The 14,123-nt window shown below is 64.8% G+C and carries 14 protein-coding genes and 1 other RNA gene; 7 read left to right on the plus strand and 8 right to left on the minus strand.

The window, feature by feature from the left end; genetic code table 11:
- Positions 1 to 69: 69 nt before the first annotated feature.
- The 4 genes from rpoH to ftsY form a co-directional block, all read right to left on the minus strand.
- Entirely contained in the window at positions 70 to 960 is an 891-nt protein-coding gene (gene rpoH / locus AC56KZ_RS15090; protein ID WP_497162998.1) for an RNA polymerase sigma factor RpoH, read from the minus strand.
- A gap of 468 nt (positions 961 to 1,428) precedes the next feature.
- Positions 1,429 to 2,346, minus strand: a complete 918-nt coding sequence (gene ftsX, locus AC56KZ_RS15095) for a permease-like cell division protein FtsX (RefSeq protein ID WP_497162999.1) — start codon at positions 2,344 to 2,346, stop codon at positions 1,429 to 1,431.
- Complete coding sequence (locus AC56KZ_RS15100) at positions 2,343 to 3,128, minus strand: cell division ATP-binding protein FtsE (protein ID WP_497163000.1); 786 nt, start codon at positions 3,126 to 3,128, stop codon at positions 2,343 to 2,345. Before AC56KZ_RS15100 ends, ftsX begins: the two co-directional genes overlap by 4 nt.
- Before the next feature lie 18 nt (positions 3,129 to 3,146).
- Entirely contained in the window at positions 3,147 to 4,235 is a 1,089-nt protein-coding gene (gene ftsY, locus AC56KZ_RS15105; protein ID WP_497163001.1) for a signal recognition particle-docking protein FtsY, read from the minus strand.
- Between the two features lie 218 nt (positions 4,236 to 4,453).
- Between ftsY and AC56KZ_RS15110 the strand changes: the two genes are divergently transcribed.
- A complete protein-coding gene (locus AC56KZ_RS15110) occupies positions 4,454 to 4,612 on the plus strand; it encodes a hypothetical protein (protein ID WP_497163002.1) in 159 nt (52 codons plus the stop codon).
- Positions 4,613 to 4,632: 20 nt separating this feature from the next.
- On the opposite strand, the gene AC56KZ_RS15115 is transcribed toward AC56KZ_RS15110, so the two are convergent.
- Positions 4,633 to 5,433 (minus strand): DUF4261 domain-containing protein, encoded by an 801-nt coding sequence (locus AC56KZ_RS15115; RefSeq protein ID WP_497163003.1) that lies wholly within the window; start codon positions 5,431 to 5,433, stop codon positions 4,633 to 4,635.
- A 351-nt stretch (positions 5,434 to 5,784) separates the two neighbouring features.
- On the opposite strand from AC56KZ_RS15115, the gene AC56KZ_RS15120 reads away from it, so the two are divergent.
- The 3 genes from AC56KZ_RS15120 to AC56KZ_RS15130 all read left to right on the plus strand — a co-directional run bounded on the left by AC56KZ_RS15120 (position 5,785) and on the right by AC56KZ_RS15130 (position 7,763).
- Positions 5,785 to 6,159: a collagen-like protein gene (locus AC56KZ_RS15120; RefSeq protein WP_497163004.1), complete on the plus strand. Its 375-nt coding sequence runs from the start codon at positions 5,785 to 5,787 to the stop codon at positions 6,157 to 6,159.
- 63 nt (positions 6,160 to 6,222) lie between these two features.
- On the plus strand, positions 6,223 to 6,606 hold the full coding sequence (locus tag AC56KZ_RS15125; protein ID WP_497163005.1) for a response regulator: 384 nt from the start codon (positions 6,223 to 6,225) through the stop codon (positions 6,604 to 6,606).
- On the plus strand, positions 6,606 to 7,763 hold the full coding sequence (locus AC56KZ_RS15130) for a sensor histidine kinase (protein ID WP_497163006.1): 1,158 nt from the start codon (positions 6,606 to 6,608) through the stop codon (positions 7,761 to 7,763). The genes AC56KZ_RS15125 and AC56KZ_RS15130 overlap by 1 nt, the downstream gene beginning before the upstream one ends.
- Before the next feature lie 12 nt (positions 7,764 to 7,775).
- On the opposite strand, the gene AC56KZ_RS15135 is transcribed toward AC56KZ_RS15130, so the two are convergent.
- Positions 7,776 to 9,476 carry a thiamine pyrophosphate-binding protein gene (locus AC56KZ_RS15135; protein ID WP_497163007.1) on the minus strand — a complete coding sequence of 567 codons (1,701 nt, stop codon included), beginning with the start codon at positions 9,474 to 9,476 and terminating at the stop codon, positions 7,776 to 7,778.
- A gap of 174 nt (positions 9,477 to 9,650) precedes the next feature.
- On the opposite strand from AC56KZ_RS15135, the gene rnpB reads away from it, so the two are divergent.
- Positions 9,651 to 10,000: RNase P RNA component class A (gene rnpB / locus AC56KZ_RS15140), an RNA gene on the plus strand.
- A 42-nt stretch (positions 10,001 to 10,042) separates the two neighbouring features.
- Positions 10,043 to 11,530 (plus strand): glycerol kinase GlpK, encoded by a 1,488-nt coding sequence (gene glpK, locus AC56KZ_RS15145; RefSeq protein ID WP_497163141.1) that lies wholly within the window; start codon positions 10,043 to 10,045, stop codon positions 11,528 to 11,530.
- 1 nt (position 11,531) lies between these two features.
- Here glpK and AC56KZ_RS15150 read toward each other — a convergent pair whose 3' ends face one another.
- Positions 11,532 to 12,230, minus strand: coding sequence for a fumarylacetoacetate hydrolase family protein (locus AC56KZ_RS15150; RefSeq protein WP_497163008.1), 699 nt, complete (start codon positions 12,228 to 12,230; stop codon positions 11,532 to 11,534).
- A gap of 61 nt (positions 12,231 to 12,291) precedes the next feature.
- Positions 12,292 to 13,242, minus strand: a complete 951-nt coding sequence (locus AC56KZ_RS15155; RefSeq protein ID WP_497163009.1) for an AAA family ATPase — start codon at positions 13,240 to 13,242, stop codon at positions 12,292 to 12,294.
- 447 nt (positions 13,243 to 13,689) lie between these two features.
- Here AC56KZ_RS15155 and mraZ point away from each other — a divergent pair, with 447 nt between their 5' ends.
- The gene (gene mraZ / locus AC56KZ_RS15160; protein ID WP_497163010.1) at positions 13,690 to 14,118 is read left to right on the plus strand and encodes a division/cell wall cluster transcriptional repressor MraZ; all 429 of its coding nucleotides are present in this window, start codon (positions 13,690 to 13,692) and stop codon (positions 14,116 to 14,118) included.
- The last annotated feature ends 5 nt before the right edge of the window (positions 14,119 to 14,123 follow it).

Below are 14,123 nucleotides of genomic sequence, written 5' to 3' on the forward strand. Positions count from 1 at the left end.
TTTGGTGGCCCGTTCGTACAAAAAAAAGCGGCCCTCGCGGGGCCGCCTGTTCCTGCATGCGACTGGCGCTTAGATAAACGCCGCCAGCGCGCCTTTCATCTTCTTCAAGGCCGCCGATTCGATCTGGCGGATGCGCTCGGCCGACACGCCGAACTCTTCGGCCAGCGTGTGCAGCGTCGCACCGGAACCGTCGTCGTTCGCCAGCCAGCGCGCTTCGACGATGCGGCGCGAGCGCGGGTCGAGCTTGCCCAGCGCCGTTTCCAGGCCTTCGGACTGCAGGCGCGTGACCTGTTCGGCTTCCAGCACCTTGGTCGGCTCCTGCATGTCCGAGGACAGGTAGGCGATCGGCGAGAACTTGTCGTCTTCGTCGTCGGTCGGCGCTTCCAGGGCGATGTCGCGGCCCGAGAGGCGGGTTTCCATCTCGATCACTTCTTCGCGCTTGACGTTGAGCATCTTCGCCAGGTCGTCGACCTGGGTCGGCGTCATCGAATCGAGGCCAACCTTGTTGCTGCGCAGGTTGAAGAACAGCTTGCGCTGGGCCTTGGTCGTGGCGACCTTTACCAGGCGCCAGTTCTTCAAGATGTATTCGTGCATCTCGGCCTTGATCCAGTGCATGGCGTACGACACCAGGCGCACGCCCTGGTTCGGGTCGAAACGCTTGACTGCCTTCATCAGACCGATATTGCCTTCCTGGATCAGGTCGGCATGCGGCAGGCCGTAGCCGAGATAGCCACGTGCAATCGACACCACCAGGCGCAGGTGCGACAGCACCAGTTTTTGTGCGGCATCGAGATCGTTCGCATCGCGCAGGCGCGTTGCCAGCGAAACTTCTTCCTCATGGGTCAGCATCGGCAGGCGGTTCACCGCGGAAATATACGCGTCGATGTTACCGAGTTGGCCGGTAAAGCCGAGTCCCAGGGCACGATTGCTGGTTGGAACCAATGCGGATTGTGCGGACATTATCTTTTCCTCGTAGAGTCATTTGTGCTGCATCGTCAAGCTGACCAGGACACCCCGGCGCCGACTGCACGACATCGTGCGCGATGCGTTACAAGCCTTGTAGTCGTTCACTTGAGGACATATATTAGCACTCCCTGAGGGTGAGTGCCAGCGACCCCCCATAGGAGCGGAATCGTTTAAGTCTGCTTAAAGTATTGCCCATCAGTATTTAAAAAAAGTGCAGATTCACTGTAGAGCAGAATCTTGCAAATCTCTTGATAGACCTCAAATGTGTGTGACTTGTACTGCCGTTTAAACCGCAGGGTACGGGGACAAGCACCCTGTTTTCTGTTAGTTGGCGCACGGTGGGGGAAGTTCGCCGGGTGAAGCGCTGCTATCCGGCGCAGGCGCGGCGCGCAGGACTACAAGAAGATTTGGTCAGGAAATAATATGGTAGGCACGAGCGTGCCTACCATAAACAAACTACGCTCAGCTCAGCCGCGCCAGATGCCGCTGCACGGACAGCATCGCCCCGATCAGGCCGAGTCCGGCGCTTACCGCCAGCAAACCCAGCAGCTCCAGCGCTCCCAGCGGCGCCAACTGGAATTCCGACGCGTACAGGCGCGCGAAATCGGCAATCGCCGCGTTCAGCGGGTGCAGGGCCAGCATGACCGCGCCCAGCGCCACGGCGCCGGCGCACAGGCCGAGCAGGGCGCCGGTGTAATAGAAGGGGCGATGGATGAAGTTGTCGGTTGCACCCAGCAGTTTCGAGACGGCGATTTCGTCGCGCTGGGTCAGCACCTGCAGGCGGATGGTGTTGAACACGACGGCGATCACGACCACGCCCAGGGTCACTGCCAGCAGCAGCGCCAGGCGCAGGATGCCCAGCAGCGCGGCCAGGCGCTTGACCCAGGCCGAGTCGACCTGCACCGTATCGACCTGCGGCAGCGCGCCCATCTGTTCGACGATGCCGTCGATGCGCGCCGCGTCGGCACTGCTGGAAAAGCCTTCCAGCTTCATCACATAGCTGTCGGGCAAAGGATTGTCGCCGAGGGTATCGAGGGCGGCCGACAAGCCGCTGCGTTCCTTCAAGTCTTCCAGCGCGTTCTCGCGCGGCACGAACGCGATGCGGGCCTGGCTGCCCTGCAGGATGCGGCGCAGCTGCGGCTCGAGCGCCTGGGCGTCTGCGCGCGAGGCTTCCGGTTTCACGAACAGGCTCACTTCCGGGTCAACCGACAGTTGGCCGGTCATCGGGCGGACGTTGTCGAGCAGGGTCAGGCCGGCGAAGGGCAGGGCGAGCGCAACGGCGACGACCAGCACGTTGAACAGGAAACTGCCCGGCGCCTTGCGCAGGTGCGAGAGCGCTGCGCCGATGGCGAAGCGGTGGTGGCGGATCCACGGGCTCATGGCGCAGCTCCCAGGTCATCGACGGCAGGGTCGGCGGCAGGCTCGGCAATCACGCGGTCGGCCAGGGCGCGGTCGGCAACCCGGCGGTCGGTCGCCGCGCGCTCGGCCAGGACATGGCTGCCCGGGGCGCCGGCGGAGACCAATATCCCGTGCTCGAGCCGGATCACGCGCGCCGCGCGGTCGAGCACCTGCTCGTCGTGGGTCGAGATGACGCAGGTGACGCCGACCGAATTGAAGGCGCGCAGGGCGTCGAGCACCTTGTCGGCCGCCACGCGGTCGAGGTTGGCCGTCGGTTCGTCGGCCAGGATGATCTGCGGCCGGTTGACGATCGCACGGGCAATCGCCACGCGCTGCTGCTCGCCGCCCGACAGTTCGAGCGGATGGGCGCGCACGCGGTCGAGCAGGCCGACCTTGTCGAGCGCGGCCCGGGCGCGGCTTTCGGCAGCGCCCGTCGGTGCGCCCGAGACCAGCAGTGGCAGCATGACATTGGCCAGGATGTTGCGGTCGTTCAGCAGGCGCTGGTGCTGGAAGATCAGCCCGAGTTTGCGCCGCAGGAAGGGGATGCTCGGCTTTTTCAGCTTGCCGATGTCCTGGCCGAACACGATCACGCGTCCGCTGCTGGGGCGCTCGATGGCCGCGACCATTTTCATCAGGGTCGACTTGCCGGCGCCGGAGGGGCCGGCCAGGTACACCAGCTCGCCCTTGTCGATGTTCAGGGAAACGTCGGAGAGGGCGGTGGCCTCGGCGGAATACTGTTTTGAAACGGAGTGAAATTCGATCATTGGCTGTAGCTCTTCTTGTTAACCCAACAGCGCTTCGACGAATTCTTCGGCATTGAAAGGCTGCAGGTCGTCCAGCTTTTCGCCCACGCCGATGAAGTACACCGGCACCGGGCGCGTGCGCGCGATCGCGGCCAGCACGCCGCCCTTGGCCGTGCCGTCCAGCTTGGTAATGACCAGGCCGGTCAGTTGCAGCGCATCGTCGAAGGCTTTCACCTGGGCCAGCGCGTTCTGGCCGGTATTGCCGTCGATGACGAGCAGGAGCTCGTGCGGCGCGCCATCCATGCCCTTGCCGATCACGCGCTTGATCTTCTTGAGTTCTTCCATCAGGTGCAGCTGGGTTGGCAGGCGGCCGGCGGTGTCGACCATGACGACGTCGACGCCGCGCGCCTTGCCCGACTGTACCGCGTCGAAGGCGACCGCGGCCGGGTCGCCCGATGCTTGCGAGATCACGGTGACGTTGTTACGCTGGCCCCAGACCATCAGCTGCTCGCGCGCGGCGGCGCGGAAGGTGTCGCCGGCGGCCAGCAGCACCGACTGGCTTGAGCGCTGCATGTGCTTGGCCAGCTTGCCGATGGTTGTGGTCTTGCCGGCGCCGTTGACGCCGGAAATCATCATCACCATCGGCTCATGGCGGCCCAGTTCGAGCGGCTTTTGAAGGGGTGCGAGCATCTCGACCATCAAGTCCTTGAGCGCGGCCTTGACGGCGGCGGCGTCGAGCAGCTTGTCTTCCTTGACCTTGCGGCGCAGGTTGTCGAGCAGGAACTGGGTTGCGTCCATGCCGGCGTCGGACATCAGCAGCGCAGCCTCGAGTTCCTCGTACAAGTCTTCGTCGATGCGCGCGCCCACGAACAGCAGCGACAGGTTGCTCGAGGTCTTCGACAGCCCGGCCTTCAGGCGCCTCATCCACGATGTTTTCTTTTCGGCCTCGGTGGTCGGGCGCTCGGCCGTTTCCTCGATGAAGAGCTCGGCTTCGGGCAATGCGACAGGGGCGACCGCGACAGGCGCGGGCGGGGCTGCGCGCTCGGGCGCCGGGGCGGGCTCGACAGCAGCAGGCTCGACCGGGTCCGGCGTTTCGGGGGCTTTTTTTCTTTTGAAAAAACTAAACATGGATATGTGTTGGGGGGCTAGGGTCGCGCGTATTCTACCAGAGGGCGACCTGCCGAATCGGCCTGGGCGAGCCGAACCCGGCATGCACAAACGCGACAGTTCCGCCGTCCCGTCCGCCGCCGTTCGAATAGCCCGGCGCGCCCAAGCGTGCGCACTGGCGGCGCAGGCGCAGGAAGGGTAGATTCGGCGTGAACGCATCCAGACCGACAGGACCGCCCATGAAACTTCCGCGATTTCCCAGCCGCCCCATGCGCCATGCGCTTGCCTGGATTTTCATCACCGTGGTCGCGCTCTTCCTGACCGAGCAGCACAGCCTGTTCGACGGGCCGGTGCCGTTGCCGGCGGAACTGGGCCTGGAACCGGGCCAGCCGGGTTGAACGAAAGGCGCACGAGGTTCTCAGGAGCGGATCTTGCTCCACCAGCCGTGTTGCTTGTCTGCCTGCGCACTCTCGGTGAGCGCTTGCCCGGCTTCGGCTCCCTCCAGCTCCAGGCGCCAGGCGCCGTAGGGATTGTTGAAGAGGGAGTCGGGGCCGTAGTCGCGTGCCGGCACTTTATGCACGCGGTAGACCGGCTCGCCCTCGCGTACCGAGAAGGTATGCCCGTCCGCGAGCAGCGGCGCGCCTTCCAGCAGGTAGCGGGTAAACGTGCGCAGCATGTCGGCGGCGGCCGCCTTGTCGAAGGCGCCCGTCATCGCATCGGGCAGGCCGAAGTTATGCATGCCGCAGGAGAAAACCTCTTCCCTCCCCATGACGTACACCACCAGCGCCCGGTGCGCGGTCAGCTGATCGAGCTTGTCGCAGATGTCGAACCAGTAGGCCGGGCCGTGGGCGATGCCGGTACTGTCGACCTTGACCCCCAGCCCGCCGGCCTCGACCAGTGCGCCGGCGGCGCGCATCATCGACTCGGCCGCGTCGCGCGAGCCGCCCTTGCCGACCAGGTAGACGACGCAGTCATGGTCGGCCACCGCCGCCATCGCATCCGACTGCGCCCAGTGCGGTCCGGCCTTGGCGAAGGCGGCCGCCAGCTCCGGATCGGCGCCCTCGAGCACGAGATCGCAGGCAAAGCCGTCGAAAGTATCGCGCAGCACGCCGGCGATCAATTGATAACCGGTCTCGCTGTCGGCAATGCTGTCCGTCAACTCCTTGCGGTCCCGCCAGGGTCCGGGAATACACAGGACCAGCTCTGGGGCGTCATTCACGGTAGTACGTCTCCTTGATCGTATGTGGTGCGCGTGTGTGGCGCGGCCAACCGGGCCGCTGCCGAGCAGCATAGCGTATCCGCCGGGCGGCTGTCGTTCTGCCCGCGCGGCATGAGATCCGTCAAAAATCACTGTCATGCGCACAGCTAAAACTGCGCAATGTACGTTTCCGTACGGAAGCAGGTGAAATGGCGGCGCATGATGGTTTTACTCCCCGCCGTTCCGCCTGCGTCGAAGTTGACGCCGGCCGCACTCCTGGCCACTTTCCCTCACCCGCCACGTAGAACGCCTGCCCGACGCCGTCGAGCCGTTCCGCCTGCCGCGGCGCACGTCCCGACAAAAGGATTCATCATGAAACATTCCCTGATTCTGCTCGCCCTGGCCGCCACCGTTTCCCTTTCCGCCTGCAGCAAATCCGAGGCGCCTGCGGCAGCGCCAGCCCCGGCTCCCGTGGTGCAAGTGATTGCCGGTCCTGCCGGCGCACCCGGTGCTACCGGCGCCACCGGCGCTACCGGTGCTGAAGCGCCAGCCGGCGCCACGGGCGCCACGGGCGCGACCGGCATGACTGGCGATACGGGCATGACCGGCCAGACCGGCGATACCGGCACCACGGGCCAGACCGGCGACACCGGCAACACCGGTGCGACCGGCGCCCAGGGCTACGAAGGCGAAAAAGGCGACAAGGGCCGCACCGGCGACACCGTCGTCGTGCTGCCACAGCGTTAATACGGTGCCGGCGGCCATGCCGCCGGCATGAATACAGGCATTCGCAGGCTCGAGGAGAGAACCATGATTTTAATTGCAGACGACGACTCAGACTTCGCCGAGAACTGTTCGATGTTGCTGGAGTCTTACGGCTATGACACCAGCGTGGTATTGAGCGGCGGGGAAGCCCTCGCAAAAATTTCCGACAAGCAGCCCGAGCTGCTCATTTCAGATTGCTGCATGCCTGATTTTACCGGCCTGGAACTGAGCAAACAAATGAAGGCCAGCCCATCGATGACAGGCATCCCGATCCTGTTGATGAGCGGATCCCTGCAATGCCGGGTTGCCCCTGGGAAAACCTACGATGCCTTCCTGAGAAAACCGTTCCTGGCCGAAGAATTACTGGTCGAGGTGCGCAGGCTGCTGCAGCAGAACCCTGTTACGGCTAATCAACATATAGGACATTAATGAAGTTATCGAGTTTTATTGTAGGCAACCTCGAGTGCATCTTGCAGGAGTGGGAAGATTTCGCTTCGACGATCGAGCCTTTGGTTAACGCCAACAAAAAAGAGTTGCGCGATCACGCCGCGGCCGTCCTGAAAGTGGTCGCGGCCGACCTCGACACGCCTCAGGCGGAACACGAGAGCATCGCCAAATCCAAGGGACTTGGCCCGCAAATGGCAACCGATACGGCGGCCGAGGTTCACGCGGCCGACCGCGTGGCGGCAGGTTTCACCGGCGAGCAGGTGATGGCCGAATACCGGGCGTTGCGCTCGAGTGTCCTGCGCCTGTGGGCGCGCCAGGTCGACATTACGACCGCCGGCGACATCCAGGACATGATCCGTTTCAACGAAGCGATCGACCAGGCCCAGACCGAATCGATGGCGCGCTATGCCAAGATGCTGCGCGAAGCCCAGAACCTGTTCCTCGCCATCCTCGGTCATGACGTGCGCACGCCGCTCGGCGCCATCAGCATGGGCGCACAGGTGTTGCTGCAAGACCAGAGCCTGCCCTCGAAAGCCCTGAAAGTCGGCCTGCGGATCTTCAACAGCTCGAAACGCATGGATGCGATCGTGCGCGACCTGCTCGATTTTTCGACCTCGCACCTGGGCGATGGCATCCCGGTCGATCCGACGACGGTCGACCTGGCGGAGATCTGCCTCAACGTGGTCGAGGAAGCGAAGACCTTTCATCCGGATCGCCAGATCGAGCTGACGACCGAGGGTGGCCTGGTCGGGGCTTGGGACGGCGCGCGCATGTCCCAGGTGTTTTCGAACCTGATCTCGAACGCCGTCCAGCATGGCAAGCCGGAGTTCCCGATCAAGGTGGCGCTGCGCGGCCTTCCAGATGAAGTCATCTACGAGGTGCGCAACGCGGCCGAGCCTATTGCGCCGGCCAAGCTGCGCACCCTGTTCGACCCGGTCAAGCGGTTTGCCATCCGTCCGCCGAGCGAGCGGGTTGCGGCCGGTACGCCGAACCTGGGTCTGGGCCTGTATGTGGTCAAGCAGATCGTCAACGCCCACCATGGCGAGATTTCCGTCACCTCGGGCGATGATGACGGCGTGGTCTTCTCGGCACGCCTGCCGCGAATCACGCCGGCTCGCCGGGGCGACGACGTCGTATAAGCCAAGCGCGGTTCAGGCGGCCTTTGCCGCCTGGGCCTGGGCCCGCAGCGTCTCCAGCGTGGCGTTCGGCGTGATCAGGTTGCCGTCGTAGCGCAGTTCGATCAGGGCCGGCAGCTGCTGGCCATTTGCATGACGCACCGCGCGTTCCAGCGCCGGCGCGAAGTCGGCCGTCTTTTCCACTACCTCCCCATGCGCGCCATAAGCCCGCGCCAGCGCCGCGAAATCGGGGTTGTGCAGGCCGGTCCCGGACACGCGTCCCGGATAGGTTTTTTCCTGGTGCATGCGGATGGTGCCGAACATGCTGTTGTTGAAGACGATGATGATCACGCCCGCCCCGTATTGCACGGCGGTCGCCAGTTCCTGCCCGGTCATCATGAATTCCCCATCGCCAGCGAAGGTCAGCACCGTGCGGTCCGGGTCGACGATTTTCGCGGCCACGCCCGAGGGCACGCCATAGCCCATGGCGCCGTTGGTCGGCGCCAGCTGCGTACGCATGCCGCCGTAGCGCCAGAAGCGGTGCGCCCACGAGGCGTAGTTGCCGGCGCCATTGGTGACGATGGTGTCGTGCGGCAGGGCGGCCATCAGGTCCTGCACGACTTGCCACAGGTCGAGCGGGGCTTCTCCACTTTCAAAAATCGGCGGCTGCTGCTGGAAGGCGGCCAGTTCGGCCTTGGCCTGGGCCACCGAGTCGCGCCAGGCGCCCGCATCCACCGGCGCCATTGCCGCCAGCATGCTGGCCACTTGCGGCGCGCCGCTGGCGATCATCAGGTCGGCCTGGTAGACGCTGCCCAGTTCCTCGGGGTCGGCATGGATGTGCACCAGGCGCTGGGTGGGCACCGGGGAAGCGAGCAGGGTGTAGCCGCCGGTCGTCATCTCGCCCAGGCGCGGGCCGATGGCGATCAGCAGGTCGGCATTCCTGACGCGCGCGGCCAGCTTCGGGTTGATGCCGATGCCCACGTCGCCGATGTAGTTCGGATGGGCGTTGTCCAGCAGGTCCTGGAAGCGGAAGCTGCAGGCCACCGGCAGCGCGTTCGCTTCGGCGAAGGTCTGCAGGTCGGCGCAAGCCTGCGCATTCCAGGTGCCGCCCCCAAGCAGCACGAGCGGCCGCCGGGCCTCCATCAGCAGCGTGCGCAGCTTGTCGATCTGAGCGGCCGACGGCGAGGCCTGCACCGGCGCATAGCGGCGCGTGTCGGCCACCTGGGCGAGGTCGATCAGCATGTCTTCGGGCAGGGCCAGCACCACCGGGCCGGGGCGGCCACTGGTCGCCACCTGGAAGGCGCGCGCAAGGTATTCCGGGATGCGCTCGGCACGGTCGATCTGCGCCACCCACTTCGCCATTTCGCCGAACATGCGGCGGTAGTCGATTTCCTGGAAGGCTTCGCGGTCGATGAAGTCGTTGCCGACCTGGCCGATGAACAGGATCATCGGGGTCGAGTCCTGATAGGCCGTGTGCACCCCGATCGAGGCGTTGGTGGCGCCGGGACCGCGCGTGACGAAGCAGATGCCCGGCTTGCCGGTCAGCTTGCCATAGGCTTCGGCCATGAATGCCGCGCCTCCCTCCTGGCGGTTGACGATGAAGCGGATGCTCGAATCGTGCAGCGCGTCGAGCACGTCGAGATAGCTTTCGCCGGGCACGCCGAAGGCGGTGTCGACGCCGTGGACATGCAGTGCATCGACCAGGATCTGGCCGCCGGTGCGGGAAGGGTGCGTCATGGGTCGGTCATCCTTGGTGGTTTGCGGGCATCGGCCCATTCTATGTGAGCGGTCCGGCCGGGGCTTTTGAAATGGCGACACCAAATTTCAGAAATGACAAATAAGAACAAATGCGGAAAAACGCGCCGGCGCGCAGCGCAGGGCGATGGCGGCATCGGGTACAATGCATCCCGTGAAGCAGGCCAGACAGCCGCTGGCTGGCACTCTCAAGGTGCTGGCGGGAGGAAGGTCCGGACTCCATAGAGCAGGGTGACGGTTAACGGCCGTCCGCTGAAAGCCCTGGCGCAAGCCAGGGTATAAGGCGAGGAACAGGGCCACAGAGACGAGCGTATTAAGTTACGGTGAAACGCGGTAACCTCCACTCGGAGCAATTCCAAATAGGCACGCGTTGATGTTGCTCGCGGAGCGTGCGGGTAGGAAGCTTGAGCGCCGGAGTAATTCGGCGCCTAGAGGAATGGCTGTCATAGGGGCGTCCCGCAAGGGAAACCACTACACAGAATCCGGCCTATCGGCCTGCTTTACACTGAATTTTTTTTCAAGCGCAGGGGACCCACGTGCCTCAATATGTGCAGCAATACATTCTGGCGCTCGACCAGGGAACGACCAGTTCCCGCGCCATCCTGTTCGATCGCCAGGGCCAGGTCGTCGCCTGCACCCAGCAGGAATATCCCCAGCATTTTCCGCAGCCCGGATGGGTCGAGCACGACGCGCTCGATATCTGGAACAGCCAGCTTGCCTGCGCGCGCAAGGTGCTTGCCGACGCCGGGGTCAAAGCCGGGCAGGTGGCGGCCATCGGCATCGCCAACCAGCGCGAAACCACCCTGGTCTGGGACCGCGCGACGGGCGAGCCGATCGCGCGCGCCATTGTCTGGCAGGACCGCCGCACCGCCGGCGCCTGCGACCGTCTGCGCGAGGCGGGCCATGCGCGCCTCGTTCAGCGCAGCACCGGCCTCGAACTCGACGCCTATTTCTCGGCCACCAAACTGCAATGGCTGCTGGAGCATGTGCCGGGCGCCCGCGACCGGGCCGAGCGCGGCGAGCTGTGCTTCGGCACGATCGACAGCTGGCTCGCCTATAAACTGTGCGGGCGTCACGTTACCGACGTCAGCAACGCTTCGCGCACGATGCTCTACAACATCCATTCGATGCGCTGGGACCCGCAGCTGCTCGAGCTGTTCGGCATTCCCGCGGCGATGCTGCCGGAAGTCGTGCGCAGCTCGGAACAGGTCGGCGTCGTGCACGATGCATGGTTCGGCGCCCCGATCCCCCTGTCCGGCATCGCCGGCGACCAGCAGGCCGCCACCTTCGGCCAGGCCTGCTACGACAAGGGCATGGTCAAGAATACTTATGGCACAGGCTGCTTCATGCTGATGCATGCCGGCTATGTGCCGCCCGTTTCCCGCAACCGGCTGCTCGCCACCGTCGGCTGGAAGGTCGACGGGCGCACCGATTACATGCTGGAGGGCAGCGTGTTCATGGCCGGCGCCACGGTGCAGTGGCTGCGCGACGGCCTCGGCATCATCAAGCAATCCAGCGACGTCGAGGCGCTGGCCACCTCGGTGCCGGACGCCGGCGGCGTGATGCTGGTGCCGGCATTCGTCGGCCTCGGGGCGCCGCACTGGGATCCGTACGCGCGCGGCACCATCGTCGGCATGACGCGGGGCACCACCGCCGCCCACATCGCCCGTGCTGGGGTCGAAGCGATCGCCTACCAGAGCGCGGAACTGCTGGCGGCAATGCAGAAGGACGCCGCCTGCCCGGTGCGCGAAGTGCGCGCCGATGGCGGCGCCGCCAGGAACGACCTGCTGATGCAATTCCAGGCCGACCTGCTCGGGGTGCCGGTGGTGCGCCCGGCGGTCACTGAAACCACGGCGCTCGGCGCGGCCTACCTGGCCGGGCTGGCCGAGGGTTTCTGGAGCTCGCGCGAGGAAATCAAAGCCCTGTGGCGCGCCCAGCGCCGTTTCGAGCCGGCGATGGAAGCCGAGCGGCGGATGGAGCTGCGCGGGCGCTGGGCGCGCGCGGTCGAGCATGCCAAGGGCTGGATCGAGCACTAGATTATTTCTCGACGATCTCCAGGTCGAATTCATCCACCCCCGCCACTTCGCCATGCACCCTGTCGCCCGGCTGCAAGGCGCCGACCCCGCCCGGCGTACCAGTAAAAATCAGGTCGCCCGGCGCCAGCGTCACCAGGCGCGACAGGTGGCTGATGATGTCGGCGATCGGCCAGATCATTTCATTGAGCGCGCCGTCCTGGCGCGTTTCGCCATTCACCGTCATGCGGATGCAGGCGTCCTCGGACGGGTGGCCGAAGCTGCTGACCGGGCGCAGCGGGGTGCAGGGCGCCGAGGCGTCGAAGCCTTTCGCCATGTCCCAGGGCCGGCCGGTCTCCTTGGCGGCGGCCTGCAAATCGCGCCGGGTCAGGTCGATGCCGACGCCATAGCCCCAGACTTTCGCCAGCGCTTCGTCGGACGGAATGTCGGCGCCGCCCGAGCGCAGGGCCACGACCAGCTCGATTTCATGGTGCAGGTCTTGCGTGGCCGGCGGATAGGGCAGGGCGCCCTCGGCCGGCACCACGGCGTCGGCCGGCTTGGTGAAGAAGAAGGGCGGTTCGCGGTCCGGATCGCTGCCCATTTCGCGCGCGTGGGTCGCGTAGTTGCGCCCAACGCAAAAGACGCGGCGGATCGGGAAACGGGCGCTGCTGCCGAAAATGGCCAGCGAGGGAAGCGCGGGCGGCGTAAAGGCGAAATCGGTCATGGCGCTCTCATGTTGACAAAATGAACCTATTCTAGCGCCGGTCCCGCTTCGATGGGGCACGTCAAAACCCGATCCGCCCCCGTCCCGGCGCCTGGCGCAGGCGCACGTCGTCGGCCAGCACCTGCCCGCGCCCGTTCGCCACCGCATAACCCAGGCTGTCGAGCAGGGTCTTGCGCAGGTCGCGCGGCGACACGCCGGCCAGGCGCTCGAGCACCGCATCGGCCAGGCATGGATCGAAACCAGCCAGGTTCAGTTCGCCCAGCAGCGCGGCATACATGCGCTGGGCGATGCCGGCCGCCTGCTCCGGCGTCGGCGCCAGCACCTCGTACACCGCCATCCGGTTCAATAGCGGCGCCGGGATGCCCTCGACCGAATTGGCCGTCAGCACCCAGAAGATCTGGCTGGCGTCGATTTCGACGTCGATGAATTCGTCGCGGAAGGCTTTCGAGGTTTCCGGTTCCAGCAGCTGGTAGAGCGCGGCCAGTGGATCGGACTGCGAGGAGCCGCTCGCCTTTTCCACTTCGTCGAGCACCACCACCGGGTTGGCGTACTGGCCGCGCACCAGGCGTTCGGCGACCTTGCCGCATTTGGCGCCGCGCCAGCTGGCCGAGCTGCCGGTGATGACGAAGCCGGCCGACAGCGCGTTCATGCTGATCAGCTCGCACTCGGTGCCGAGTGCGCGCGCCAGGCGCTTGGCGAAATGGGTCTTGCCGACGCCGGGGCCGCCCAGCAGCAGGATCGGCATTACGTTGACACCCTTGTTGCCGGCATGGGCCAGGCGCAGGTAGCGCGCCAGGTCGTCCAGCACGTCGTCGAAATTCGGGCATTCCGCGAACAGCGGGTCGAGCGCGTCGAGGGAAGAGGGGGTGGTGACGAAGCGTTCCGGCCCGGTATCGAGCATGCGTTCATAAAAGGCATCGAGCTCGGGCGAGCGCCCGCGGCTGCGCTCGAGCGCCTCCTGCACGTCGAGCAGGTCGTAGAGGGGGCGGGTACGGGCAATGGCAATGCTCACGGCAGGTCTCCGATGCGGGCAACAGTCCTTGCCTGGAAATCCTAACCCGGCGCGCATGAAATCGCAATTTCTTGCTGTGCAGTGCGGCACTGTCTTGCCGACCCGGCTTGCCGTCCGGCCTCGCGTGTGCTCAGCCGTGTAATGACAAATATTTTTCCTAAAAGCAAAGATTATTAGGCGGTAATCAGATGAGGTAGCACATTCACTGTTTTACCTAAGTGCTTAATTTTCCGGAGTATTTTACTTTAGCGCTGCTTGAGGGAAGCGTGCTAAGTCCTTCATTTCATTAGCAAAATTCAGGTTTTTCCTACTGGAATTCGCTTGACCAGACACAACCCTTCCTCTAAAGTGGGAAACAGTGTGAAAAAGTGCAGTTTTGTGGGAGAAGTCAGGTTTCTCCGGCACGCAAAACAATTCAACTGATAACTCTCCAAAGCTAGGTTCAACGTGTTCCAAGGCGCGTCAGCGATCAATCTCGATGCGAAAGGCCGGATGTCAATACCGGCAAAGCATCGTGACGCCCTCGCGCTTCAATGCGAAGGCCGCCTCACGCTGACCCGCCATCCACAGGGCTGCCTGTTGTTTTTCCCGCGCCCCGTGTGGGAAACCCACCGCGACCAGATCGCCGCCTGGCCCATGTCGGCGCGCGCATGGCAGCGCATTTTCCTCGGGAACGCCTGCGATGTCGAGCTGGACAGCGCCGGCCGCGTCCTGATCTCGCCCGAGCTGCGCGCGGCTGTCGGCCTGGAAAAAGAAGTGATGATGCTCGGCATGGGCAGCCACTTCGAAATCTGGGATGCCGCCAGGCTGGCCGCCGACGAAGCGGCTGCCGTGGCCGGCGGCATGCCCGATGTACTCTCCAATTTCTCTTTCTGAGGCAC

It is taken from the genome of Telluria sp. LT2P34 (genome assembly GCF_059685915.1).

Bases quoted from the DNA above. Each gene is read 5' to 3' on its own strand.
- rpoH (WP_497162998.1), bottom strand. From the start codon at position 960: ATGTCCGCACAATCCGCATTGGTTCCAACCAGCAATCGTGCCCTGGGA.
- ftsX (WP_497162999.1), bottom strand. From the start codon at position 2,346: ATGAGCCCGTGGATCCGCCACCACCGCTTCGCCATCGGCGCAGCGCTC.
- AC56KZ_RS15100 (WP_497163000.1), bottom strand. From the start codon at position 3,128: ATGATCGAATTTCACTCCGTTTCAAAACAGTATTCCGCCGAGGCCACC.
- ftsY (WP_497163001.1), bottom strand. From the start codon at position 4,235: ATGTTTAGTTTTTTCAAAAGAAAAAAAGCCCCCGAAACGCCGGACCCG.
- AC56KZ_RS15110 (WP_497163002.1), top strand. From the start codon at position 4,454: ATGAAACTTCCGCGATTTCCCAGCCGCCCCATGCGCCATGCGCTTGCC.
- AC56KZ_RS15120 (WP_497163004.1), top strand. From the start codon at position 5,785: ATGAAACATTCCCTGATTCTGCTCGCCCTGGCCGCCACCGTTTCCCTT.
- AC56KZ_RS15125 (WP_497163005.1), top strand. From the start codon at position 6,223: ATGATTTTAATTGCAGACGACGACTCAGACTTCGCCGAGAACTGTTCG.
- AC56KZ_RS15130 (WP_497163006.1), top strand. From the start codon at position 6,606: ATGAAGTTATCGAGTTTTATTGTAGGCAACCTCGAGTGCATCTTGCAG.
- AC56KZ_RS15135 (WP_497163007.1), bottom strand. From the start codon at position 9,476: ATGACGCACCCTTCCCGCACCGGCGGCCAGATCCTGGTCGATGCACTG.
- AC56KZ_RS15150 (WP_497163008.1), bottom strand. From the start codon at position 12,230: ATGACCGATTTCGCCTTTACGCCGCCCGCGCTTCCCTCGCTGGCCATT.